This is a genomic window from Microseira wollei NIES-4236, assembly GCF_020521235.1.
Lineage (GTDB): Bacteria > Cyanobacteriota > Cyanobacteriia > Cyanobacteriales > Aerosakkonemataceae > Microseira > Microseira wollei.
On sequence record NZ_BLAY01000162.1, the window covers coordinates 1 to 23130 of the forward strand.

Sequence of the window (23130 nt, forward strand, 5' to 3'; positions counted from 1 at the left end):
CTCGTTGCCCAAGTAGGGACACGGCATTTGACAATCTTTTGGTATAAACCAAAATTGATTCTACTCGTTGCCCAAGTAGGGACACGGCATTTGACAATCTTTTGGTATAAACCAAAATTGATTCTACGCCGTGTCCCTACTTTCAATTAACCAAAAAATCAGACAAGGCTTGATAAGTTTCTTCTGGAACTTCTTCAGCCGGAAAATGCGCGCAGGGTAAAGCTTTACCGCTGACTTTACTAGCCCTTTCTCGCCAACTTTCCAGCACATCATAACTGCGTCCGACAAAACCTTTTCCGCCCCATAAAGCTAGTACGGGACAGGCAATTTTTTGATTCATATCTGCTTCGTCGTGAATCAGGTCAATAGTAGCAGCAGCGCGATAATCTTCGCAGGTAGCATGAATCGTTTCTGGGTTGCTAAAACAGCGCAGGTACTCCCCTAATATTTCTGGGGGAAACGCCGATAGGTTGTTACGACTCCACGCTTCTAAAGCTTTGCGTAACCAGTATTCTGGATTAGACCCAATTAAAGTTTCTGGGAAATCGTAGGGTTGAATTAAGAAAAACCAGTGATAGTAAGCCGTGGCAAATTCTTTATTCGTAGTAGCATACATTTTATAGGTAGGCACGATATCGAGAACAGCCAATTTTTTCACTCGGTTAGGATGATCCAAAGCCATTCGGTGTGCTACCCTACCGCCGCGATCGTGTCCGACTAAGTAAAATTCTTCATAGCCTAGTTTAGACATCACCTCAACTTGGTCTTGCGCCATTGCGCGTTTTGAATAGTTGATGTGATTCGTCCCGCCTTCAGGTTTTGAACTATCCCCATATCCGCGCAAATCAGGCACAATAATGGTAAAATCTCTAGCTAGGAAAGGCGCAATTTTATGCCACATTAAGTGAGTTTGGGGATAGCCGTGTAGCAGCAGTAGAGGAAATCCTTTCCCTCCCTTGACCAGGTTAATTGTTGCGCCGCTGGTATCGATTAGGGATTTTTCAAAATTATCAAACATAGAATTTGGTCATGGGTAATTGGTAATAGGTAACGCAAGTTGCTAGTTATAAACTTTGGCGTTGCTAATGGCTAATTGCTAATTGCTAATATAGGATTTTTACCAATCTCGCCATTAGCCTCGTGACCAGGGCAGAGCCTAGTAACGCCATTAGCCGCTCCCAGAGAGATAACTAGCAACTTGAGTTAGGTATCAGGACTTACGCAAGACGAGGTCATCACCTTTGTTTCGACCTATATCTCTAGTTGCCAAACCAACGATTTTTCAGAGAAACCGGGTTTCTTTGTGTAAGTCCTGGATAAACTATACGCAACCGATGCACCCTGACTTGCTCTGAATAATCTTTCGATCAATGTGTTTTTAAAATTAGAAAAACAAAACTTACACAGAAACTGAATTTTTAGTAAAAGCACCAATTACCAATTACCGATTACCCATTACCGATTACGGCAAAATAGCAAAAACTCGTGCTGGAAATCCAGAGCCGTTTTTGGGTTTAGGAAATGATACTACTACTAACGCTCCTGCTTCTGGTACTTTATCCAAATTGGTCAGCAATTCAATCTGGTAGCGGTTTTGTTTCAGAATATAAGTTTCCAGGGAATAATCATTTCTGCTCGTTGCAATACCGGGATCGGTATCGGTGGGTTCGTGACCAGAAGCGGTAATTTTTCGCACTTCGTAGAGGTATTTAAGCACCTCCATGCTCCAACCTGGATAGTGCGCGATGCCTTGGGCGTCTCGGTTTTGCATTGCGTTCGGATGAGGCCAGCGTTTCGACCAGTCGGTTCGCATTGCTACAAATGCGCCCTCTGGAATCCTACCGTGCTTTGCTTCCCAAGCCTTCACGTCTTCCATCGTAATCGTGTAATCGGGATTTTGGGCGACCTTTTCGTGGACATCGATTGCTACCAGCGGCATAATCATTTCTTTAGGTTCAAGCTGATCGACGGTACGCAATCCCTTGATAAAATGAGCGGGCGGGTCTACGTGAGTTCCCCACTGTCCGACGTGGCAAAAATACTCAGCCCAGAAGCCAGAACCCAACTTGCCTACACCTGGTTCGTACCAATAAAGCGTTTCGCGCTTTTCGTCGGGAAAGCCTTTCCAACGGGGAATTCCCGGTTCAAAGGCGTGGGTGAGGTCAACAAATTGCTTGCTTTTGATGATTTGGTAAGCTTCTGCCAGACTCGATTGTTGGGTTTGTTTTGTCTGCGCTACAACAGCCACGCCCCCTAATCCTACTATCAGCATTCCGCCCACAGCCATTTTGACGAGTTTCATTCTGCTCTCCTAATAAATGGGTTGACAAAAATCATAAGGCATGGCATGGGAGAGAAGGGTAATCGGATCGCATCGCCTTAATCTTTAGCAATCTATCACTCAGTTAAAAAGTATTAACTGCTACAAAAATCTAACCATTTGCCGTCATACTAAAGGGCGAACTGGGATGAGGTCGTCTCAAACCGTGCGTTAAGGGAGACAAGCAGCAACAGCCAGTGTAGGCACTAAGTCGGCTCAAAGCTAAAAATATAATATTATTTAACGTTATCTGGAGGCAATTTTTCCTAAAGTGGAAAAGAAAGCTCTCAGATTTTGCCGTTGTCAAACTGTTAAATAGAGAAACGAATAGAACCGAACTGAGGAGTCAGGAAATTGAAGAAAGTTGAAGCAATTATTCGCCCCTTTAAACTCGACGAAGTCAAAATCGCGCTAGTTAATGCTGGCATTGTGGGGATGACGGTTTCTGAAGTGCGAGGATTTGGACGCCAGAAAGGTCAAACCGAACGCTATCGCGGTTCTGAGTACACCGTTGAGTTTCTGCAAAAGCTCAAAATTGAGGTGGTAGTAGAAGACGATCAAGTCGATCTAGTAGTTGACAAAATTATCGCCGCTGCTCGCACAGGGGAAATCGGCGATGGCAAGATTTTCATCTCGCCCGTCGAGCAAGTCGTGCGGATTAGGACTGGAGAAAAGAACACGGAAGCAATCTAAGAATTTTGGATTTTAGATTTTAGATTTCAGATTTAATTAAATCTAAAATCTAAAATCTAAAATCTGCAATTGCGGTAGCAAGGCTTTAAAGGCTTGACCTCGATGGCTAATTTCATGTTTGACTTCAGGGGGCATTTCAGCAAAAGTCATTTGCGTTTCGGGTACATAAAATATAGGGTCGTAGCCAAAGCCATTGCTACCGCGAGGGGCGTGCAAAATTTCCCCTTGACAAACACCTTCAGCTTGTAGGGCAATAGAACCATCGGGACTCGCGATCGCCATCGCACAAACAAACTGGGCTTGTCGGTTTAATTCGTTACCCAATTCCATCAGCAGCCTTTCGATCCGCGCCGCATCTGTTTTACCATAACGCGCCGAATATATACCCGGTGCGCCATCTAACGCATCGACTTCTAAACCGGAGTCGTCTGCGATCGCCCACTCCCCGGTAGCCATTGCTACTTGAGACGCCTTCAAACAAGCATTGGCTAAAAAAGTGTCCCCCGTCTCCTCAATTTCCAGTTCCTCGGGTTTAAGCGCCAATTCTATATCCAAACCTTCTAAATAAGCCTGGATTTCTAAGAGCTTCCCTGGATTTCCAGTCGCTACGACTAACAATTTAGAATCTGTCATTGGGGATTGCAGATTTGAGATTTTAGATTTCAGATTTAAATTTTATCTAAAATCTGCAATCTGCAATCTACAATCTGAAATTAAACAGAATTTGCCCAATTTTTAGCCCAATCTAAAGTCTGATGCACCTGCTCTAAAGTAGCAGCTTCGCAGTATAACCTTAAAAGCGGTTCCGTGCCGCTAAAGCGAATCATCAACCAGCTACCATCGTCTAAACGGAATTTATAGCCGTCAATTTTATTGCAATCAACGACACCACGTCCGGCGATTTCTGTCAAGGGCTGAGTTTGAAGTTGTTCGAGGAGGCGCGATCGCACGTCCATCCCTGCCAAAGGCAGATCGATGCGATCGTAGGCGGCAAAAAAGCCGGTTTGCTCTTGTAAACGGCGATACAGATCGCTCAAATCCAAGCCAGATTCAACAATGGCTTCCAGCAAGTATAATGCCGACAGCAAAGCATCGCGTTCGGGGATGTGAGTGCCGTAACCAATGCCACCCGACTCCTCGCCACCGATTAAAACATCAGTTTCGTTCATCCGATCGGCGATATATTTATAGCCAACGGGCGTCTCGTACACGGGTAGTTTGTATAACGCCGCGGTTTTGGGCATCAAATCGGAACCGCTGACGGTTTTGATGATTTCGCCAGTCATACCCCGTCGTGTTGCCAGGTGTTCGATCAAGATCGGGATCAGGATTTGGGAACTGAGGAAATTGGCATTGGAGTCTACAGCGGCGATGCGATCGCTATCCCCATCAAACACAAATCCGACTGCCAGACTATCTTTGTGAGTGGTTTGGTGAGTTTTTATAGTTTGGAACAACTTGGATAGGTAACGAGGCAGGGGTTCAGGTGCGCCATCCTCAAATAACGGATCGCGTACGCTATTAATTTCCTGCACCGGTACTTCCAGAATTTGCCCCAGTCCAGTCGCCGCCGCACCGTGCATCACATCTGCAAAAACAGTCAGCTTATCGGCGCGAATCGCATCCCGGATCTTCTCGATATCCACCTTAGCCCGCAACCCTTCGCAGTAACTAGGCCAAGGATTGAACATTTCTAAACTACCGGGAGATGCCACAGGCGGCAATTTTTGCTCTAATAACGCTTCAATCTGATGCGTGACTTCCGGCGGCACCGATCCGCCAAATGCACCCTTAACCTTTAATCCCAAATAGATACCGGGGTTGTGACTGGCGGTGATTACAATCGCCCCCAAAGCGTTTAATTTTTTAGCCGCCCAGCTAAACGCCGGAGTCGGCGCATAAGTTTCTGTTAAAAGTACATCAAACCCTGCCGCTTGGATCGCCTCCGCCGCCGTGCGGGCAAACAGTTCCGCCATAAAACGCCGGTCGTGACCTACGATAATTGTACGGTTTCCGGTTGTGTCCCCGTATACTTTCAACAATACCTGTGCCGCGAGGGGTGCAACCAGAGCCACGCGCTCAAACGTAAAATCTGCTGCAATAACACCTCGCCAGCCATCCGTCCCGAACTTGATCGGATTCACGGTAATGGGCACAGAGGATGGGTGAACCATGATCGGATCTGCCTCACTTGCAATTATGACACCAACTTTTTGAGTGTATCCAATTTACAGGTTGCACCTCTAGGAATAATATGGCAAAAAACGGGGTTTTTTAGCGTTTTGAAACTAAAAGAAAGGGTAAAAACGCGGTTTATAGCCGATTGCAGCCGTATGAGGTACGGCAAGTTTGTGTAGCGGCACCGTTAACGGTGCCGCTACACAAACTTGCCATAAGGCTTTCCCTCACTCGCTGGCAATCCGCTGTATTGCCCAAGGTTGGCGCTGCCATTGCATCCATCGCCAATAAAAAAGCCCCCGGATGGGGGGCTTCTTGACGAATTTTTGTCTGGGTGGGGCGAATGATAAGCGATCGCTCTCCCACCTCGCGCTTAATAAGCGTCCTGCAACTCGTAAAACTCGGGGGAAATGTAATCTTTTCGCAAAGGCCAACCCACCCAATCTTCCGGCATTAAAATCCGTTTCAGGTTCGGATGCCCTTCGTAAACAATCCCATACATATCGTAGGATTCCCGCTCTTGCCAATCTGCGGTTTTCCAAATCCAGTACACCGAAGGTACTACCGGGTTTTCCCTTGGCAGAAAAACCTTTACCCGCACTTCCTCCGGACGATCTGCATTATCGCTGACTTTGATCAGGTGGTAAAAACTGACCAATTGCTCTCCTGGCCCCTGATCATAACCCCCTTGACACTGGAGGTAATTAAACCCGTAGGCATAGAGAGCAGTAGAAATTGGGATCAGAAATTCAGGAGGAACTTTAATCATTTCCACCCCTAAATGGTCTGGCCCCAAAAACTCGTGTTCAAAGCCGTTTTCCGTCAGCCAGCGGGAGATTTTACCCGCTTCTACAATTTGAGACTCATTAGCCACCTTTTACTTCCTCCTTCTGGGCAGCCTCCAGCGCCGGTACGGGTAACCCAAACGCTTCTGCCAATTCTGGCGGCGGTGCTTCGCGAGTCGGCGCTTGTAGGTACTTACCCGTCAAAATATCCGGCACAACTTTCATTTTGTGGGTCGTGCTGTAATAGCGGTGAACTTGCTGTAATTTTGCCCGTTCTTGGATCGAATCGTTGGAAATCTTCTTCCGCAGCTTGATAATCGCATCCATAATTGCTTCTGGACGCGGAGGACAGCCAGGGATATACACATCGACGGGAATTAGTTTATCCACACCGCGTACTGCTGTTGGCGAGTCCACGCTGAACATGCCGCCAGTAATCGTGCAAGCGCCCATCGCGATTACATACTTAGGTTCCGGCATTTGCTCATACAGGCGAACCAAAGCAGGCGCCATCTTCATCGTAATCGTCCCCGCCGTGATGATTAAGTCAGCTTGCCGGGGGCTAGAACGGGGAACCAAACCAAAGCGGTCGAAATCGAATCTCGAGCCAATCAAAGCTGCAAATTCAATAAAGCAGCAAGCCGTACCGAACAGCAAAGGCCACAAACTCGACAGTCTCACCCAGTCGTAGAGGTCATCAACAGTTGTCAGAATCACGTTTTCCGACAACTCTTGCGTCACCGTGGGGCGCTCTACCCGATTGAAAATTTTTTCCTTCAGTTGCTGCTCGTAAGCAGCATCAGCGTTCATGACCATTCCAAGGCTCCTTTGCGCCACGCGTAAACAAGAGCAACTACCAGAATCGCAATAAAGATCAGAGCTTCAATAAAAGCCAACAAACCCAGCCGATGGAAGGCCACCGCCCAGGGGTACAAGAAAACAGTCTCAACATCAAAGACAACGAAAACCAGCGCGAACATATAGTAGCGGATGTTGAACTGAATCCAAGCTCCCCCAATCGGTTCCATGCCTGATTCGTAGGTGGTGCGGCGCTCTGGGCCGCGACGACTAGGCCGGAGCAGTTTAGAAGCTGTAAGAGCAAGGGCAGGCACTAGGCTGCATACCATGAGGAAGCCTAGTAGATACTCATAGCCGCTGAGGACAAACACGTTGATTACTACCGTTTGGGCTAAATAAACTTATTGTTACTTACTTTTACATTTAATAAAAGCCCTTGATTTGCCAACTCGGTTTCGGTTTGATGAAACTAGCTGATCGGGGGGATTGCTGGAAACTCGGCGATCGCTGCTCGAAACAAAAATAGCGCTCGCCCAAGCTCAATTCAGTCTCCTTGGGCTGAAAAAGCTTGCCCAAAATGAGCGATCGCCCTTGCTACAAATCTGGGGGCGATCGCTCATCAGAAAAAATGGGTTTGAAACCCCGTCCTTTGAGGACGGCTTGACATGGTAGAATTGTTGTGGTCACTGACCCACCCGCGACGATGGAGACATAAAGCCTAACACCAAAGTTTGCCAGACTGGCAACGGCGCAGAAAAATCGGTAGACCGGGAAAAGAGGACGGGGCAATGGGTGTAAGCATCCCCTGAATCAACAAACTACATCAGAAATCTCCATCAGATTTCGATATTAGATTTCGATATCAGATTTCGATACATATGGCGGTGGGACACACCGTTTCAGTCTGTGGAGCGAACTTAAGACCAAATCCCTTAAGGGTGGAGGCAGTTGCAATGAAGCAGAAACCGCGCGTCGTGAGTCTTAGGAATCACCGCACTTTTAGGGCGGTGAGGATGTCAACCTCTCCTAAAGTACCGTAAAATCCGTAGCCCCTTGACACTCCAGGGTGTGGAATGTGGGTTTACCCCCCACTCTCACAATCGCGTATGAGCAGCTTAGGGACGGCAGGCGCGGTATTTGATGTGATAAACCAAACCGCGGTGAGCCAAATCGAAGGAGTCAACGGTGGCACTTCCAGCGCCTCTGGCTGTCATCGCAGCATTGACGCGCATATTTATGCTGTCACCACAGCGAGACCAAACATCAGCTACAGTCGCTAAGCTATCGCGAACGTTATAGTTAGTTTCGCCCGTGAAAGTCCGGGAAAAAACTGGGCCGCGGCTGCCTGCAAAAAAGTATTCTGCTCTTAAGTTCCCAATGGTTCCTGGTGCTACATAACCACGATAATCAGCATCGTAGAGAGAAATTTGGAAGCCTTGGGGTACTCGGATGGGAATGCTCAAATTACAGCTTTTCCGGGTTTCTGCTGCGTTATTTCCCAGGGCTACAAACTTATCAAATAGAATGGTTAGTTCTTGACCGTCGGGGCTGACGCTGACACTGGCAGAGCCATCGGGGCAACCAGTACCACCATAGCTTGCGCCTAAAATTTGAACTTGCTGGGCCAAGGCGGGGCTAATCGCAGCGGAAGCGGACATTAATATCGCGGCCACTAATACTTTGGCAAACTTCATGGATCTTCTCCTGAATATAATTAAGTGTTCTGTGGAGATTACCCTGACAATAATTTTTCTGTTAAGATTACCCTGAACAATAGAAGCAAAATTGAGGCAATACTTCTCCAAATAGAAGACTGCAAAGCTAGGAAAGTCAATCTGACGATCTAAATTAGATCAACTAGCTCAGGGCTTTTTCGAGGAATGGAATTCATCGAAAAGCTTTATAACGAAAAAGCTTTATTTGCTGCTACTTTTTAAGACACATACCAGTCAGATAAAGTTCCGCAAAATCTCTAATAAATTTCCCCAAGATCTCTGAACTTTGGCAGTAGGTAAACGAGAGACGAGAGAAAGCCTTCTCCTACAGTAGTCCGCACACCATCAGGACAAAGGCCACAGATGGCGGGTTCGTTGATCGTGAGTTGCGTTGAACCACTGTCAGTACCTGGTGATTTCACTTATACAGGACTTACGCGCATATTCCGGATTTTTTTTATGAAGGGATATACAGCAGATTGCAAGCGAGTGAGGTACAGCGTTTTTGCTTCGTTTGTCAAGCGCGCAGCATTAATGCTGCGCGCTTGACAAACAAGCCGTACCTCATACGGCTGCAATTGGCTATAAACATCGACGGGAATTAGTTTATCCACACCGCGTACTGCCGTTGGCGAGTCCACGCTGAACATGCCGCCAGTAATCGTGCAAGCGCCCATCGCGATTACATACTTGGGTTCCGGCATTTGCTCGTACAGGCGAACCAAAGCAGGCGCCATCTTCATCGTAATCGTCCCCGCCGCGATCATTAAATCGGCTTGACGGGGGCTAGAACGGGGAACCAAACCAAAGCGGTCGAAATCGAATCTCTAGCCAATCAAAGCTGCAAATTCAATAAAGCAGCAAGCCGTACCGAACAGCAAAGGCCACAAACTCGACAGTCTCACCCAGTCGTAGAGGTCGTCAACAGTTGTCAGAATCACGTTTTCCGACAACTCTTGCGTCACCGTGGGGCGCTCTACGGGATTTAAAATTTTTTTTGGCTGCTTTGCGCCCAGCGTAAACAAGAGCAACTACCAGAATCGCAATAAAGATCAGAGCTTCAATAAAAGCCAACAAACCCAGCCGATGGAAGGCCACCGCCCAGGGGTACAAGAAAACAGTCTCAACATCAAAGACAAGGAAAACCAGCGCGAACATATAGTAGCGGATGTTGAACTGAATCCAAGCTCCCCCAATCGGTTCCATGCCTGATTCTTAGGTGGTGCGGCGCTCTGGGCCGCGACGACTAGGCCGGAGCAGTTTAGAAGCTGTAAGAGCAAGGGCAGGCACTAGGCTGCATACGATCAGGAAGCCTAGTAGCTACTCATAGCCGCTGAGCACAAACAGGTTGATTACTACCGTTAGGGCTAAATAAACTTATTGTTACTTACTTTTACATAGTACAACGGCAGCGCCAGAGCCACATTGTCTCAAAGCCTCACAGCAGCACTGCTTTCATCTTTCAGCAAGCATAGAAGATAACAAGGATAACCATAGGGGACAGTCCATGTCATAATCTGTAACAGAGATTTTAATAATTCGATCCAATTCTTAGTGGGCGTGAGCCATGAGCAACCAAGCTGTTGATGCGAAAGCGTTAGATAGATACGAATGCGGCGCCTGTGGCTATGTTTACGAACCCGCCAAGGGAGATAACAAGCACGACATCGCTGCGGGAACTCCCTTTGAAGAGTTGCCGCCAACTTGGCGCTGTCCTGTTTGTGGTGCGCGCGCTAAGGTATTCCAAAACATTGGCCCAGTCGGCAGCGCATCTGGATTTAAGGCCAATTTTGGCTACGGCTTGGGTGTCAACACCCTAACGCCGACCCAGAAGAATTTACTAATCTTTGGCGGCTTGGGGCTGGGATTTTTATTCTTCATCAGTCTCTATGGTTTACAATAATAAGTTTTGACCGAAACAGAATCGGGGATGGATCGAAGTTCGTTACTTAGGTTCATCCCTCATAATTGACCCTTTTGACTGACCGTTGACGACTTACAGATAGCTTGAAAAGCAATGCACTCAATCTTAAGAGCCTTACAAAAAGTAGGAGTTTTGTTAGCAGTAGTCCTGCTGTGTATCGGTTGCAGTAAGGTACCTTCCACCAGTTTCAACCCCTGGCAAACGATTAGTTTACCAACCGAGTCGAACTTACAAGACATTGCTTTTACTGGCGATTCCATGCAGCACGGATGGGTGGTAGGCAGCGGCGCCACCCTGTTTGAAACAACCGATGGCGGTAAGACTTGGCAGGAAAAAAATCTGGAGTTAGGCGATCAAAATTACCGCTTTACTTCGGTGAGTTTTTCCGGACAAGAAGGGTGGATTGCCGGAAAACCCGGCTTGCTGTTACATACTGCTGATGAAGGAAAGTCTTGGTCGCGCATTCCCTTAAGTTCCAAGCTTCCAGGCGATCCGAATACGATACTGGCGCTGGGCGCGGATTCAGCCGAGATGACGACTGATGTGGGAGCGATTTACAAAACTTTAGATGGCGGGAAAAACTGGAAAGCGCTGGTACAGGAAGCCGTAGGGGTGGTGCGGAATATTTCGCGCTCGCCTGATGGCAAGTACGTAGCCGTTTCCGCTAAAGGTAACTTCTACTCGACTTGGGAACCAGGACAACAAGCTTGGGTACCCCACAATCGCAATAGCTCCCGCCGCGTGCAAAATATGGGGTTTACTAAAGATGGTCGGTTATGGATGCTGGCGAGGGGCGGTCAAATTCAATTCAGCAGTCTTGAAGATCCCCAAAAGTGGGAAGAACCAGAATATCCAGAACTCTCAACCAGTTGGGGTTTATTGGATTTAGCCTATCGGACGCCTGACGAAGTTTGGCTAGCTGGTGGTAGCGGTAATTTGCTCTACAGCGCTGATGGGGGCAAAACCTGGCAAAAAGACCGCGCGATTGAAAACGTGCCTTCTAACCTTTACAAGATCGTATTTGTCCAGCCAGAGCGGGGATTCATTATCGGGCAAAAAGGCACTTTGCTGCGATACGAACCACCATCTGAAGCGGCTTGAAATGATTGGTTAGATAGCTTGCCTGCTTCAGGTAAGCTATCTCATCAACAAAATCCCAGTGAAAAGTTTCCTCTTGAACTGGTAGCGCAATCGGGTAAAATACTCAATCAGGGCAAGCGCAGTTCACCAATTAAGGTTGGATGAAAAAGCCCCTGGCGACGTGCTACGCGAGACTATAAAAAGTCAAGGTTAAAAGCCTCTGTTATGGGTGTCTTTTAATCATCTCAATCGCAAGCAGGTAAGCAAGTACTTCAACTGTGGTAAGTTTTCCCAAGTTACGATCTCTTGGGGAAAAAGCGCCCAGTAAAGGCACGGCAACCTTGGCTTGATTGAGCCAAGCAACAACCTTAAAAATGCCGTGCCATTACCCAGATTGGGGTAAGAACCAAAAAAGAAAAACATAGAGTATTTTTCTATGTTTTTTGACCAAAAAAATGGGAGAAAAGCCCCGCCGTTATACGGCGGCTTTTGATACAATACCATTGGTGAATACATCCACCCCCTCTAGGCTCAAAACACGTTGAAATAGCTACGGTGAGAGCAGTCGTAGAGAACGCTGCAAGGGCAATGGTAAAAGTCCAACCCGGAGGCAAAAAGTAAGTCATTTTTCGTTTGTTTTAGTTAGTCGCGGGAGGGCATTCCGAGACTTAAAACGGATGTGGAGAACGTGTAAGACCTGCGTGCAGGCTGTGTTCGGTGAAGCGTCAACCCCATTCAGCGATCATCCATAAGGGTGGCGTGGCGAGGAATTTCCGCTCCTTTAGGACGGAGAGGATGTCAAACTATGATATTAATTGAGCTTTTGCAATCTTTGAGAGGAGAAACAGCCAATGGCAGGTACTACTGGAGAGCGTCCGTTTTCGGATATTGTTACTAGCATCCGGTATTGGGTGATTCACAGCATCACCATTCCGGCGTTGTTCATCGCAGGCTGGCTGTTTGTTCAGACAGGTTTGGCATATGATGTATTCGGCACCCCTCGGCCCGACCAGTACTATACTCAACAGCGCCAACAGTTGCCGATCGTGACGAACCGCTACGAAGCCAGTCAACAAGTTAAAGAGTTCAATAGCAAGTAGTTAAAGAGTGGTTTTGAATTATGGATAGCAACAGAATCAATCAGCCGGTTTCTTATCCGATTTTTACCGTCAGGTGGCTGGCAGTTCATACCCTAGCTGTTCCCACCGTCTTCTTCTTAGGCGCGATCGCCGCCATGCAGTTTATTCAACGCTAGGAGTAATCGATGCCAACTCGTTCCCCCAATCCTAATAATCAGCCTGTCGAGTTAAACCGGACTTCTCTGTATCTCGGCTTACTTCTGATTTTCGTTCTCGGCGTGCTGTTCTCCAGTTATTTCTTCAACTAACTGGATAAAATTTCAGACCGCAATTAATCTGCGTATCACTGCGAGTGTTTTTGTATTGTTTGAGGAGGTAAAAGCTGTGAGTGGAAGCGGAAGAATTCCTTTGTGGATCGTAGCAACTATTGCTGGAATCGGCGTACTCACCGTTGTGGGAATTTTCTTCTACGGTGCTTATGCTGGTTTAGGCTCTGCTATGTAAATCAGTCTGAAGACTATAATCCTACAAGAAAGACCGCCTATCCTCATTTGAGTCGGCGGTCTTTCCATTGGTCATTGGGGTAATAGCTAACGGCTAATAGTTAATTGCTCGATTGGTAAATTAGCAATTAGCTATTAGCCATTAGCCATTAGCAAATGGATGTTTTAGATCCCGGAGGGGTCTTCCCGTTCAATGTAAATGAACAAGAAAGCCATTGCTACAGCAGGGAAAACCCAGCCGACGATGGGAATCAGGATGGTTGGTAAAAAAGAAGCTGCGTACATGAGTAAATTTCCTATCTGTATTTAGTGCAAGACTTTGAGAAAAACTTTAGCGTGAATTGGCGTCAAGTTGGTGCTTTATAAAGATTTTTAACAAATTGGGTCATGGGTAATGGGTCATGGGTAATGAGGCTTTTCCCCGGATCAGAATTCAAATTCATCCTCGAACGCCAGTAGATGGGGTGGGAGGACGGTGCGATCGAGGGTGACTTTGTGACTTTCCCGTTTGGTTTGGATTTCCTGGACTATGATCCCAAGGGAATCGTCACCTGTATCGTCGCCTCGTAGGTTCCCCAGTCCTTGGGGCGGGGTTTCTAGGGGCGACACCCAGCCGATAGGAGCCTCGATCGATCGCAACAGCAGAAGATTATCAGCTGCTACGTATCTAATTTGACAGTCGATTTTTCGCTTTTTCTGATAAGATCGGCCGCCAAGCCAGTTTCTTGATTCGATTTAAATGCGTAGCAGCTTAGCAGTTGCCAGAGGCGATCTCTTAGCGTCCTCCCAGGGGAATTGATCGCCTGCTGACGTCCCATTGATTTCGGGCATTTCCACTCAGTAAAAGCACTTATTTTTTTTCGGCAATAGTTTAAGATTGTAGCAAATTATTTTGAAGATTAGATAAACATCCGCAAAAGTGCTGGTAGGGTTTGGGCAAGTATGGTAATTATAATTAAAGTAGATGCACTAAATTGTTCGGCTCTAGGTAGAATACGCAAAAGACTTCAGCTACAGGGTGTAATTGCCCTTCTGGTTGTGTCGAATTAAAGATTTAGATCGGCATATTCTCTCTAGGGTCTGGGACAACTTTTAAGCATCTTTAATTCTGTTTATATCCTGAACGAGCTAAGCCTACGTTACGCCCGCGAATATACTCGCGAACCGTTTGGTATAAAATCTGGTGAAAATAGTGAACGTGGGAGTTGGTAAGGGTTGGTTCTGATGGTTGTTCAAAACTTTAACAGGCAAGAACTTTGAGGCAAACGGACATAGAGTCCAGCCACAACTTAACTACCTATCCGGTGGTGTTGTTCAAGCAAAGTCTATTCCAGTAATTGGTTTGAAGCGGAACTCAAGTCTCTCCAATTAGAGGCAATTGCCATCTAAAAAGATAAAGCGAAGCAACGGTGTTTTAACCTGTTGCTTAGCATCCTGCTTAGAATCTTCCGTACTTCAGCCAGGGTGCGACCCGTTCGCCAGAAATCATTACCTACACCTTTAATTCCTGGCCTGAATCCCCGTCTCTTTAGAGCGGGGTGTGGCTCAAAAGATCTGTACTTAATCCAAACCTGATTATGACTGGCTACCAACCTATGCAGACACTATACCCTCTGAGTTTGTTGACACAATTAGCCAATCGCCACCTTAATGGTTGTTTGCAAATATCGAGCCGAGGAGTTACTTGGTCAATCTATCTAGACAAAGGAAAACTGGTCTACGCCACTAATTCGCTGGAACCTTTTGAACGACTCGATCGCCAACTGACTCGTCTGAGTCATCAAATTCCGACTCTGGTCGGTGCTGTTCCTTCCCACTTGGCAACGTTTCGAGCTAGTCAGTCTGCTCAAAACTCTGATTACCAAGCGATCTGCTGGTTAGTTCACAACCAGTATCTCAATCCCCCGCAGGCAGCAATTCTGATTGAGCGATTGGCTCGAGAAGTTTTTGAGTCTCTTTCATTGGTTCGTCAAGGGGATTGTGAAATTATAGAGTCTGGAGAATTTACTCAATTTCCTAAATTTTGCTGGCTCGATATTTCGCTGCTTACAAACCATCTTCAAAGTCAATTACAGCCGCCTAAATTTTCAGTTTCAACCTCCACGGTGTCATTTCAGTCTCGTGCCTCGCGGTTGCAAAATGAATCGGATGAAAGCACAAATGAAAGCACAAATTCAATTCAAGATCCACCGAGACAATTCAATGATTCAATAAATTCCCATCATGAGTCTCCCGTTAAGAATAATTATACCATTGCCTGTATAGACGATAATCCCAGCGTTTTAAAAACTATCAATCTATTCTTAGATGCGGAAAATTATTCCGTAGTTATGATTGACAACCCGCTGAAAGCATTGATGCAAATTATTCGATACAAACCCGATCTAATTCTGCTGGATATAACAATGCCCAATATAGATGGCTATGAGTTATGTTCCCTCTTGCGACGACACTCGTTATTCAAAAAGACTCCGATTATTATGGTAACCGGAAATTCCGGATTGCTCGATCGAGCCAGAGCAAAGCTAGTCAGAGCAACAGACTACTTGACAAAGCCTTTCACCAAATCAGACTTGCTTAAAATAGTGCAGAAGTACTTACCCTGATGGCAAGTGGAGATGCATCTGAGTTGTCAGAGCGTGTCAACAGGAAACTCGGAATAAATTTTGAGAAAAAACCCCTATGAATTTAATGTCAATGGTAACAATTTTAATCGTGGAAGATACCCTGTCCGAACTGGAATTAATCAGTACCTACCTCAAGGAAAGCGGTTACGTAGCGCTCGGCGCATTGACGGGGCAGGAGGGAATTAATCTAGCGATAGAAAAAAAACCAGATGTAATTCTTAGTGATGTAGTTATGCCAGGAATGAGTGGTTTCGAGCTGTGTAGGAAACTCAAGCAAAACCCAGCCACTGAAAAAATTCCCATTATTCTTTGTACCTCGAAAAACCAAGAAATCGATCGCCTGTGGGGGATGAAACAAGGGGCTGATGCTTACATCACCAAACCGTTTACCCGCGAACAACTGATTCGTGCCGTCAAGTGCATGGTGATTTAAACCGATGAATCATTCAGCGCTTGCCCCCCCAATCAATCCAGAAAACAAACCGCCAGAGGAGCCTTATTTGCGGGTGCGACTAGACCGGCAAAACAAAGCGATTTTGTCGATGCGCTATTTACTGGAGGTGCTAGTTGTTCCCGTGCAACGCCTAACACCCATGCCCAACGTGCCCAGTTGCATGGTGGGATTGTTCAATCGGCGGAGTCGGGTGCTGTGGGCGATCGACCTAGCCCGCCTACTACAGCTCTCATCATCTGGGATGCCATTGCAGCATTACAACATCATTGTTGTGCAAGTTGGCACCAGGCAGATGGGATTGGTGGTGGAAAAAATTGAAGGGATTGTGCGCTTGAGTAGCGATCGCATCCAGTCGCCGATAGAAAATATGAGCGCTGCTTTGGTTCCCTATGTGCGAGGATGCATGTTAGACCAAGCAATTTGGCTGCTGCTAGATGTCCCTGCAATCGCTCATTCCCCCGTGTTCCACAGCTACTAAACTTCTCCAGGACTCGAGGGATTTTTGTCCACCTATTTGCTCTGTTGTTGCATTTACATTATGACCACTCAATTCGAGCGACCGCTGCCAAAAAATTCCAGCTCACAGGGGGAAGAAACGGCAAGTGCTGGCTGGCGCCAGAATGGGGAATTACCACAACCATCGGGTCGACCTCATGTTCCTTCATCTGCTACACGGAAGACACCCCTTTTACAGTGGTTCTCTAAACTGCCTGTTAGGAACAAACTGCTCGCTGGTCTGTTCGCCTCTGGAGTTGTCTCTATCGGCGGACTGACGGGGGTAGGCACTGGGATACTCGTGTTACACGAACTAGGCCAATTGGAAAAACATGCCAAGACAGAACTGGAAATTACCAAGATCAATTACCATATCAAAGTCGATCAAATGGCGTTCGACTTCAATGGAAAAGCCGATAATAACACCATTATTGCAGCCGCTCGAAACCATGCCGAAGGTCAACCCCTATCCCGTACAACGCAAGAGCAGCTGAAGCGACTTCTGCGCTACGCAATCATAGAGCATAACATCGAATATGCAACGCTAGTTGGCAACGACTTGCGAATTATCGCCAACGCCAATGGGAATCGAACCGGGGAAAAGTTCGATCCCAATGGTCTGGTTAGCACCGTCCTGAAATATCCCAACCAGATTAAGACCAATGCGATCGCTTCCTGGAAAGAGCTAGAAACAGAAGCGCCGCCCTTGCCCCAAGGGTTGGGAGCGAGCGACGCCCTGATTCGCTACACCGTGACCCCGATTCGCGATCCCGACACTGACGCTGTGATTGGGGTGTTGGTGTCCGGGGATATTGTCAATGGCAAGCCCACCATTGTCCACAAAACGCTACAGATTCTGAATGGGGGTTACAGCGCCATCTACCAGTGGCAATCCCCAGGGAAATTTGTCTTGGCAACTTCTCTGAATCAGGAAGAGGGCAAAGCAGAATTGGCAACAGCCAATGTCGAACTTTCCAACTCATCCATCCTAGAACGAGCGGCTGCTAAGGTAGGCAATCCCGTCACAGACCGCATCAAGGTAGGGACGCAAACCTACACCGTCGCTGCTGAAGCTTTGCCAGATTTTAACGGCGAACCGACTGCCATTTTGGTGCGGGGAACTCCAGAAAATGAACTCTATTCCATCCTGAAGAAAGACTTGATATTAGAGGGACTGATCATAGCGATCGTCGCACTCTTAAATTTCTTCTTAGCCAGGATACTGGGGCAATTGATTGCCGATCCCCTGAAGCAGCTTCAGCAAATGGCGGAAAAATTTGCCACTGGCGATCGTCAGGCCCGATCAGACATTAGGACTGGGGATGAAATTGGACAGCTGGCTGCCAGCTTTAACCACATGGCAGATAGTATCGTCGCAGCGGAAGCACAACTCGCAGAGCAAGCCAGTCACCAGGAAGCGGTCGCGGATCGATCGCGGCTGTTGAATCAAATCGTCTTCAGCGTGCGGCGAAGTCTCAACGAAGAAGAGATTCTCAATACCGCTATCACCGAACTGCGTGACGCCTTGAACACCGACCGCGTCGTCATTTACCGCTTCCACGATGACTGGAATGGCACGATCGTTGCCGAATCCGTCGGCGGTGATTGGCGCAAAATTCTAGGAGAAACTGTCAAGGACCCCTTCCGGGAAGGATTGATCGAACTCTACCGCAACGGTCGCGTGCGGGCAATGAATGACATTTACGCAGAAGGGCTAACCGACTGTCACCGCAATTTTCTCGAAAGCTTCCAAATCCGAGCCAGTATCGTCGCGCCACTCTTGCATAGCGAGCAACTGATGGGCTTGCTGTGCGCCCACCACTGTTTTGCACCGCGCAGCTGGGAAGAAGCAGAGATAGACCTTGTGGCTAAGCTTGCCATTCAGCTTGGCTTTGCGCTTGAGCAAGCCGCGCTCTTGCAAGAGCAAAAAATGGCTAAAGAAGCGATCCAACAGCAGCTGATTGACCTTTTGGGCGACATTGAAGGGGCAGCGCAGGGAGACCTGACCGTGCGGGCGGAAGTGACAGCCGGAGAAATCGGGACTGTGGCGGACTTCTTCAATTCGATTGTCGAAAGCCTGCGGCAAATTGTCACCAAAGTCAAACAATCAGCCCTGCTCGTGAATGCCTCCTTGGGAGAAAATGAAGACGGCATCCGCCAACTAGCCCAGCTCGCTCTCAAACAAACCGAAGAGACTACACGCACCCTCGAATCTGTCCAGCAGATGACTGCTTCGATTCAAGCGGTTGCTTGGAGCGCCAGTCAAGCTGCCGAGGTGGCTCGCAGTGCCTCGGTGACGGCTGAATCCGGCGAAATGGCAATGGACTTAACGGTGCAGAATATCTTGATTCTGCGCGAAACCGTGGCAGAAACCGCGAAAAAAGTGAAGCGCTTAGGGGAATCTTCCCAGCAAATTTCTAAAGTCGTTTCCTTGATCAACCAGATTGCCATGCAAACCAACTTACTCGCGATCAACGCTGGCATCGAGGCAGCGCGGGCGGGAGAAGAAGGTCACGGCTTTGCCGTAGTGGCAGAAGAGGTGGGCGCCCTGGCGAACCGCTCCGCCAACGCCACGCAAGAAATTGAACGGATTGTGGAAGGCATCCAACGCGAGACTGCTCAAGTAGTCGAAGCGATGGAGCAAAGCACCGCCCAGGTGGTGGAAGGCACGAAACTGGTAGAGGGCACGAAGCAGAGTTTGGGGCAAATTCTGGAAGTGTCGCGCCAGATCGATCAGTTGGTGCAATCGATTTTCACCGCCACCGTGTCCCAGGTGCAGACGGCTAAAGCCGTTTCCAGTTTGATGCAAGACATCGCCCAGGTATCTGAGCTAACAGCCAACTCCTCGCGTCAGGTGTCTCAATCGCTGCGCCAGACGGTGGAGATCGCTCAGGAGCTGCAAACCTCTGTCGGTACTTTTAAAGTAGCTTCTTAAGGCATAGATAAATTTATGTCACAAGAAAAGGAACTTCAAATCAAACGCCTGTTTCTGGAGGAAGCGCAGGATTACCTGGGGACTCTGGAAGCAGTCGTGCTGGGATTGGCTCAGCGTCAAGTAGAGACCGAAAAAATCAATGCCGCCTTGCGAGCTGCCCACTCGATCAAAGGCGGGGCGGGCATGATGGGATTTGGGGTGTTGAGTCATTTGGCGCATCGCTTAGAAGATTCCTTGAAGGTGTTAAAAACCCAGAAAAACTTGCAAATCGATCCCCAACTTGAGGGGCTGCTGCTGGCTGGGATCGATTGTTTGCGCTATGCGATCGCGCGCGATCGCCAAGGCCACCCCCCAGACCCAGCATGGATAGCCACCCAAGCCGACCCAGTCTTCGAGCAGCTCGGTCAGCGATTGGGGGAAGCTGAGGCGGAAGATGCCATTTCCTTGCTGTTGCCAGAAGATGGGCAAGATGCCATTTCCTTGCTGTTTGAAACCGAGGTGGAGGGATGCCTGCAACGTCTTGAGTCGGTTTTGGCAGACCCCCAATTGCCTTGCTTGCACGAAGAGTTGGAAATCCTGGCGCAAGAACTGGGCGGGTTGGGCGAGATGCTCCAGCTCAATGGCTTTAGCCAGTTGTGCGAGTCCGTGACGCAGCAGTTGGCAGCTGCACCAGAGCAGGTGGAAGCGATTGCCCATTCAGCGGTGCAAGCGTGGCGGCAATCACAAGCCTTAATCCTCACCGGACAATTCGCTCTGTTGCCCACAGCGATCGCCCTGTCTGACCAGGCGAGCAGGGTGACAGGGAATCAGGAGGCCAAAATCTGGGCAGCCACAGACACCCAGGAAGACGAACCGCTCACCGCTGCCACCAGCTCCCCTGCTCTCCCCCTGGTGCGAAGGCAACCAGTTGATGGCGACCATGCCCAAATAGGGGACGCAGGCGAGGCGGGGAATGAAGCGGACAGGGAGACATTTTCTCTCCTCCCCTACGGACGTCTGCCACTCAGAGCGTCTGGCGAAGTTGAGGAAGAGTCACTGTTGGAGTTTGATCCGTTCTGGGTCACAGATGTGCAAACGACGGCACAGCAATTGGGAACAACTGCACCAGAGGTTTATACTACCGACTTGCCAGCGTTAGAAGTCAAGCAGGATGAAGCTGCTACCCCTCCAACTTCAGCAGACTCAGATGCCACCGTCCGCGTCCCCTTGAAGTATCTCGATCAACTCAACGATTTGTTTGGGGAACTCACCATTGAACGGAATGGTCTTGCCTTGCAGCTCAAACGCTTGCGTAGTCTTTTTAGTACCCTCAGCCACCGACTGCCAAAACTCGAGCAAGCCAATAGTCAGTTGCGGTTCGTCTACGACCGCTCGGCTACCGGGGGGCTGGCAACTGGAAAGGGAAAAGCTGACAACTCTTCTCCCACTGCTTTGCCATCCGCGATGCCAGAGCGTATGGGGGAAGCCCTCCAGGGGTTCGATCTCCTGGAAATGGATCGCTACGGCGATCTGCACTTTTTGGGAGGGGAAGTCATGGAGACTATCGTCCAAATTCAAGAGGTCGTCAGCGATATCGAACTGAGCCTAGAAGATGTGGAACAAAAGTCTCACAACCTGGGCAAAACGACGAAACAAATGCAAAAAAGCCTCAAGCAGGTGCGGATGCGTCCGCTTGCCGATATCCTCACCCGCTTCCCCAGAGCCTTGCGCGAACTGTCGTTGCACCACGGCAAACCCGTAGAATTGAAAATTTACGGGGAGAGAACCCTAGTTGACCGCAACATCCTGGAGGTTTTGCAAGACCCGCTGATGCACCTATTACGCAATGCCTTCGACCACGGCATTGAAGACCCCAAAACTCGTCTGAGTCGGGGTAAACCTGAATCGGGACTGATTGAAATCAAGGCCAGCCATCGGGGCAACCGGACGCTAATTAGTATAAAAGATGACGGTGAGGGAATTCCCTTCGACAAAATTCGCCACCGAGCGATCGCAATGGGTTTGGATGCTGATTTGCTGGCTAGTGCGAGCGAGCGCGATTTGCTATCCCTGATTTTTGAGCCAGGGTTTACAACCAAGGAAGAGGTGAGTAACCTTTCGGGTCGTGGGGTTGGCATGGATGTGGTGCGTAACAACCTCAAACAGATTCGGGGCGAAATTCAAGTCGATACCCAACCGGGAGTGGGAACAACTTTTACAATTACATTACCGTTTACCCTCTCGGTGACGCGAGTGCTGCTAACCCAGAGCAACGGTATGTTACTGGCATTTCCCACCGACGCCATTCAACAGATCGTCTCCCTCGAACCCCAGCAGGTGTTAGCAACCGCTGGTAGCGAAGTCTTGAACCTAGAAGGAAAAATGGTGCCGTTGCTCCGTCTAGATCCCTGGCTCAAGTTTCACTGCCCCCGCCACTTCCAAGAACTGGAAACCCCTCCCACTATCAGCAGACCCGTTGCCTTGATCGTCACTGGGGGTGACAAACCCGCAGGCATCTTCATCAGCTGTTGTTGGAGCGATCAGGAAGTTGCTGTGCGTCAAGTGGAAGGCGATTTACCTTTACCTTCAGGCTTTTCTAGCTGCGCCATTTTAGGGGATGGGCGAGTTGTGCCGCTGCTCGATGTGCCAGAGTTCCTGCGCTGGAGCGCCAGTAGCGTTCGCGAAGCGTCAGCGCCTCTTAATCGCTCTGGCGACCCGATGGCCTTTCCGAGCGCCAGACTTGAGGATAACCGCCCCACCCCCGCCTTGCCTCCTGGGGAAAACAGGATTCTGATTGTAGATGACTCGATCAATGTCCGTCGCTTCCTGGCCTTAACCCTGGAAAAAGCTGGATATCAGGTCGAACAAGCTAAAGATGGTCAAGATGCCTTAGATAAGCTCCAAGGGGGTTTAAACGTGACCGCAGCCATCTGCGACATTGAAATGCCTCACATTGATGGGTATGGCTTTTTGGCACAGGTCAAAGCCAATGCCAACTTCAAACAGATGCCCGTGATTATGCTGACCTCCCGCACGGGGGATAAGCACCGCGAGCTTGCCATGAATCTGGGTGCTGCTGCCTATTTCTCTAAGCCTTACAACGAGCAAGCCTTACTCAAAATGCTAGAAACATTGACCAGCCAGCCGCGAGCCTCTACCCATGACGCTAATAACTAATGATTCGTTGATGCGGATTTTACTGGTAGATGACCAAACAATTCTGTGCGAGATCATGCAAACTTGGCTGGAACGGGAGCCAGATTTTCAGGTGGTGGGTAGCGCCAACAATGGCGAAGCGGCGATCGCACAGGTAGAAGCCCAAAAGCCTGATGTCGTAATGCTCGACATTCAAATGCTGCATTACCATCACGGTCATGACGAGTGCTACACCTAAAAATACCGGGAGCGTGGTAGCCCCGCATTTTTAAATCGGGGCCCAAACGCGATGCGAGCAGATTTATCTGCCGTCAATATTAGGTGAATTTAATTAATATTAACACTCAGGTTAAAAGCAGTAAATTATAATTTAACTTACAGCAACAAGAGGTGATAGCAATTGGCTAAA

The 23130-nt window shown here is 48.5% G+C and carries 25 protein-coding genes and 2 pseudogenes; 14 read left to right on the top strand and 13 right to left on the bottom strand.

The window, feature by feature from the left end:
* Window positions 1–142: 142 nt before the first annotated feature.
* Window positions 143–1018 (bottom strand): alpha/beta fold hydrolase, encoded by an 876-nt coding sequence (locus MiSe_RS36930; RefSeq protein ID WP_226589823.1) that lies wholly within the window; start codon window positions 1016–1018, stop codon window positions 143–145.
* A gap of 444 nt (window positions 1019–1462) precedes the next feature.
* A complete protein-coding gene (locus MiSe_RS36935) occupies window positions 1463–2302 on the bottom strand; it encodes a cyclase family protein (protein WP_226589826.1) in 840 nt (279 codons plus the stop codon).
* Window positions 2303–2674: 372 nt separating this feature from the next.
* Here MiSe_RS36935 and MiSe_RS36940 point away from each other — a divergent pair, with 372 nt between their 5' ends.
* Window positions 2675–3013 carry a P-II family nitrogen regulator gene (locus tag MiSe_RS36940; RefSeq protein ID WP_226589828.1) on the top strand — a complete coding sequence of 113 codons (339 nt, stop codon included), beginning with the start codon at window positions 2675–2677 and terminating at the stop codon, window positions 3011–3013.
* 42 nt (window positions 3014–3055) lie between these two features.
* Here the strand turns inward: MiSe_RS36940 and rdgB are convergent, their stop codons facing one another.
* From rdgB to ndhC (MiSe_RS36970), 6 genes are all read right to left on the bottom strand, one after another.
* The gene (gene rdgB, locus MiSe_RS36945; RefSeq protein WP_226589831.1) at window positions 3056–3646 is read right to left on the bottom strand and encodes an RdgB/HAM1 family non-canonical purine NTP pyrophosphatase; all 591 of its coding nucleotides are present in this window, start codon (window positions 3644–3646) and stop codon (window positions 3056–3058) included.
* An 80-nt stretch (window positions 3647–3726) separates the two neighbouring features.
* Window positions 3727–5187 carry a phosphoglucomutase/phosphomannomutase family protein gene (locus tag MiSe_RS36950; protein ID WP_226589833.1) on the bottom strand — a complete coding sequence of 487 codons (1461 nt, stop codon included), beginning with the start codon at window positions 5185–5187 and terminating at the stop codon, window positions 3727–3729.
* 139 nt (window positions 5188–5326) lie between these two features.
* Window positions 5327–5557 (bottom strand): hypothetical protein, encoded by a 231-nt coding sequence (locus MiSe_RS36955; protein WP_226589835.1) that lies wholly within the window; start codon window positions 5555–5557, stop codon window positions 5327–5329.
* Between the two features lie 7 nt (window positions 5558–5564).
* Window positions 5565–6065 (bottom strand): NAD(P)H-quinone oxidoreductase subunit J, encoded by a 501-nt coding sequence (locus tag MiSe_RS36960; RefSeq protein WP_226589837.1) that lies wholly within the window; start codon window positions 6063–6065, stop codon window positions 5565–5567.
* Window positions 6058–6786 (bottom strand): photosynthetic/respiratory NAD(P)H-quinone oxidoreductase subunit K, encoded by a 729-nt coding sequence (gene ndhK, locus MiSe_RS36965; protein WP_226589893.1) that lies wholly within the window; start codon window positions 6784–6786, stop codon window positions 6058–6060. The genes MiSe_RS36960 and ndhK (MiSe_RS36965) overlap by 8 nt, the downstream gene beginning before the upstream one ends.
* Entirely contained in the window at window positions 6783–7145 is a 363-nt protein-coding gene (gene ndhC, locus MiSe_RS36970) for a photosynthetic/respiratory NAD(P)H-quinone oxidoreductase subunit C (RefSeq protein ID WP_226589840.1), read from the bottom strand. Before ndhC (MiSe_RS36970) ends, ndhK (MiSe_RS36965) begins: the two co-directional genes overlap by 4 nt.
* Before the next feature lie 115 nt (window positions 7146–7260).
* On the opposite strand from ndhC (MiSe_RS36970), the gene MiSe_RS36975 reads away from it, so the two are divergent.
* The gene (locus MiSe_RS36975) at window positions 7261–7446 is read left to right on the top strand and encodes a hypothetical protein (RefSeq protein ID WP_226589843.1); all 186 of its coding nucleotides are present in this window, start codon (window positions 7261–7263) and stop codon (window positions 7444–7446) included.
* Window positions 7447–7889: 443 nt separating this feature from the next.
* Here the strand turns inward: MiSe_RS36975 and MiSe_RS36980 are convergent, their stop codons facing one another.
* From MiSe_RS36980 to ndhC (MiSe_RS36990), 3 genes and pseudogenes are all read right to left on the bottom strand, one after another.
* A complete protein-coding gene (locus tag MiSe_RS36980; RefSeq protein WP_444980604.1) occupies window positions 7890–8468 on the bottom strand; it encodes a DUF4360 domain-containing protein in 579 nt (192 codons plus the stop codon).
* Window positions 8469–9073: 605 nt separating this feature from the next.
* A pseudogene (gene ndhK / locus MiSe_RS36985) lies at window positions 9074–9520 on the bottom strand (photosynthetic/respiratory NAD(P)H-quinone oxidoreductase subunit K); the annotation flags it as partial.
* Window positions 9489–9797: pseudogene (gene ndhC, locus MiSe_RS36990) on the bottom strand (NADH-quinone oxidoreductase subunit A); the annotation flags it as partial. The pseudogenes ndhC (MiSe_RS36990) and ndhK (MiSe_RS36985), both read right to left, overlap by 32 nt.
* 259 nt (window positions 9798–10056) lie before the next feature.
* Here ndhC (MiSe_RS36990) and MiSe_RS36995 point away from each other — a divergent pair.
* The 6 genes from MiSe_RS36995 (at window position 10057) to MiSe_RS37020 (ending at window position 13076) form a co-directional block, all read left to right on the top strand.
* Window positions 10057–10392: a rubredoxin gene (locus MiSe_RS36995; protein WP_226589848.1), complete on the top strand. Its 336-nt coding sequence runs from the start codon at window positions 10057–10059 to the stop codon at window positions 10390–10392.
* A 114-nt stretch (window positions 10393–10506) separates the two neighbouring features.
* Complete coding sequence (locus MiSe_RS37000) at window positions 10507–11514, top strand: photosynthesis system II assembly factor Ycf48 (RefSeq protein WP_226589851.1); 1008 nt, start codon at window positions 10507–10509, stop codon at window positions 11512–11514.
* Between the two features lie 830 nt (window positions 11515–12344).
* Window positions 12345–12593: a cytochrome b559 subunit alpha gene (gene psbE, locus MiSe_RS37005; protein ID WP_226589855.1), complete on the top strand. Its 249-nt coding sequence runs from the start codon at window positions 12345–12347 to the stop codon at window positions 12591–12593.
* Between the two features lie 20 nt (window positions 12594–12613).
* On the top strand, window positions 12614–12748 hold the full coding sequence (gene psbF, locus MiSe_RS37010; RefSeq protein WP_226589858.1) for a cytochrome b559 subunit beta: 135 nt from the start codon (window positions 12614–12616) through the stop codon (window positions 12746–12748).
* A 9-nt stretch (window positions 12749–12757) separates the two neighbouring features.
* Window positions 12758–12880 carry a photosystem II reaction center protein PsbL gene (psbL, locus tag MiSe_RS37015; protein WP_226589861.1) on the top strand — a complete coding sequence of 41 codons (123 nt, stop codon included), beginning with the start codon at window positions 12758–12760 and terminating at the stop codon, window positions 12878–12880.
* 76 nt (window positions 12881–12956) lie between these two features.
* A complete protein-coding gene (locus tag MiSe_RS37020) occupies window positions 12957–13076 on the top strand; it encodes a photosystem II reaction center protein J (RefSeq protein WP_226589863.1) in 120 nt (39 codons plus the stop codon).
* A 164-nt stretch (window positions 13077–13240) separates the two neighbouring features.
* Here the strand turns inward: MiSe_RS37020 and MiSe_RS37025 are convergent, their stop codons facing one another.
* A complete protein-coding gene (locus MiSe_RS37025) occupies window positions 13241–13360 on the bottom strand; it encodes a photosystem I reaction center subunit VIII (protein WP_226589866.1) in 120 nt (39 codons plus the stop codon).
* Between the two features lie 141 nt (window positions 13361–13501).
* The gene (locus MiSe_RS37030) at window positions 13502–13714 is read right to left on the bottom strand and encodes a hypothetical protein (protein ID WP_226589870.1); all 213 of its coding nucleotides are present in this window, start codon (window positions 13712–13714) and stop codon (window positions 13502–13504) included.
* A 956-nt stretch (window positions 13715–14670) separates the two neighbouring features.
* On the opposite strand from MiSe_RS37030, the gene MiSe_RS37035 reads away from it, so the two are divergent.
* The 6 genes from MiSe_RS37035 (at window position 14671) to MiSe_RS37060 (ending at window position 22959) form a co-directional block, all read left to right on the top strand.
* Window positions 14671–15681, top strand: a complete 1011-nt coding sequence (locus MiSe_RS37035) for a response regulator (protein ID WP_226589873.1) — start codon at window positions 14671–14673, stop codon at window positions 15679–15681.
* A gap of 76 nt (window positions 15682–15757) precedes the next feature.
* Window positions 15758–16135, top strand: a complete 378-nt coding sequence (locus MiSe_RS37040) for a response regulator transcription factor (RefSeq protein WP_226589876.1) — start codon at window positions 15758–15760, stop codon at window positions 16133–16135.
* 4 nt (window positions 16136–16139) lie between these two features.
* On the top strand, window positions 16140–16634 hold the full coding sequence (locus MiSe_RS37045) for a chemotaxis protein CheW (RefSeq protein WP_226589879.1): 495 nt from the start codon (window positions 16140–16142) through the stop codon (window positions 16632–16634).
* A gap of 60 nt (window positions 16635–16694) precedes the next feature.
* The gene (locus MiSe_RS37050) at window positions 16695–19586 is read left to right on the top strand and encodes a methyl-accepting chemotaxis protein (RefSeq protein WP_226589883.1); all 2892 of its coding nucleotides are present in this window, start codon (window positions 16695–16697) and stop codon (window positions 19584–19586) included.
* 15 nt (window positions 19587–19601) lie between these two features.
* Window positions 19602–22742, top strand: a complete 3141-nt coding sequence (locus tag MiSe_RS37055; RefSeq protein WP_226589887.1) for a hybrid sensor histidine kinase/response regulator — start codon at window positions 19602–19604, stop codon at window positions 22740–22742.
* On the top strand, window positions 22726–22959 hold the full coding sequence (locus tag MiSe_RS37060) for a response regulator (protein WP_226589891.1): 234 nt from the start codon (window positions 22726–22728) through the stop codon (window positions 22957–22959). Before MiSe_RS37055 ends, MiSe_RS37060 begins: the two co-directional genes overlap by 17 nt.
* Window positions 22960–23130 lie beyond the last annotated feature (171 nt).

Coding starts and splice junctions, on each gene's coding strand:
- MiSe_RS36930 (WP_226589823.1), bottom strand. CDS start 1,018: ATGTTTGATAATTTTGAAAAATCCCTAATCGATACCAGCGGCGCAACA.
- MiSe_RS36935 (WP_226589826.1), bottom strand. CDS start 2,302: ATGAAACTCGTCAAAATGGCTGTGGGCGGAATGCTGATAGTAGGATTA.
- rdgB (WP_226589831.1), bottom strand. CDS start 3,646: ATGACAGATTCTAAATTGTTAGTCGTAGCGACTGGAAATCCAGGGAAG.
- MiSe_RS36950 (WP_226589833.1), bottom strand. CDS start 5,187: ATGGTTCACCCATCCTCTGTGCCCATTACCGTGAATCCGATCAAGTTC.
- ndhK (WP_226589893.1), bottom strand. CDS start 6,786: ATGAACGCTGATGCTGCTTACGAGCAGCAACTGAAGGAAAAAATTTTC.
- MiSe_RS36980 (WP_444980604.1), bottom strand. CDS start 8,468: ATGAAGTTTGCCAAAGTATTAGTGGCCGCGATATTAATGTCCGCTTCC.
- MiSe_RS36995 (WP_226589848.1), top strand. CDS start 10,057: ATGAGCAACCAAGCTGTTGATGCGAAAGCGTTAGATAGATACGAATGC.
- MiSe_RS37000 (WP_226589851.1), top strand. CDS start 10,507: ATGCACTCAATCTTAAGAGCCTTACAAAAAGTAGGAGTTTTGTTAGCA.
- psbE (WP_226589855.1), top strand. CDS start 12,345: ATGGCAGGTACTACTGGAGAGCGTCCGTTTTCGGATATTGTTACTAGC.
- psbF (WP_226589858.1), top strand. CDS start 12,614: ATGGATAGCAACAGAATCAATCAGCCGGTTTCTTATCCGATTTTTACC.
- psbL (WP_226589861.1), top strand. CDS start 12,758: ATGCCAACTCGTTCCCCCAATCCTAATAATCAGCCTGTCGAGTTAAAC.
- MiSe_RS37025 (WP_226589866.1), bottom strand. CDS start 13,360: ATGTACGCAGCTTCTTTTTTACCAACCATCCTGATTCCCATCGTCGGC.
- MiSe_RS37035 (WP_226589873.1), top strand. CDS start 14,671: ATGCAGACACTATACCCTCTGAGTTTGTTGACACAATTAGCCAATCGC.
- MiSe_RS37040 (WP_226589876.1), top strand. CDS start 15,758: ATGAATTTAATGTCAATGGTAACAATTTTAATCGTGGAAGATACCCTG.
- MiSe_RS37045 (WP_226589879.1), top strand. CDS start 16,140: ATGAATCATTCAGCGCTTGCCCCCCCAATCAATCCAGAAAACAAACCG.
- MiSe_RS37050 (WP_226589883.1), top strand. CDS start 16,695: ATGACCACTCAATTCGAGCGACCGCTGCCAAAAAATTCCAGCTCACAG.
- MiSe_RS37055 (WP_226589887.1), top strand. CDS start 19,602: ATGTCACAAGAAAAGGAACTTCAAATCAAACGCCTGTTTCTGGAGGAA.
- MiSe_RS37060 (WP_226589891.1), top strand. CDS start 22,726: ATGACGCTAATAACTAATGATTCGTTGATGCGGATTTTACTGGTAGAT.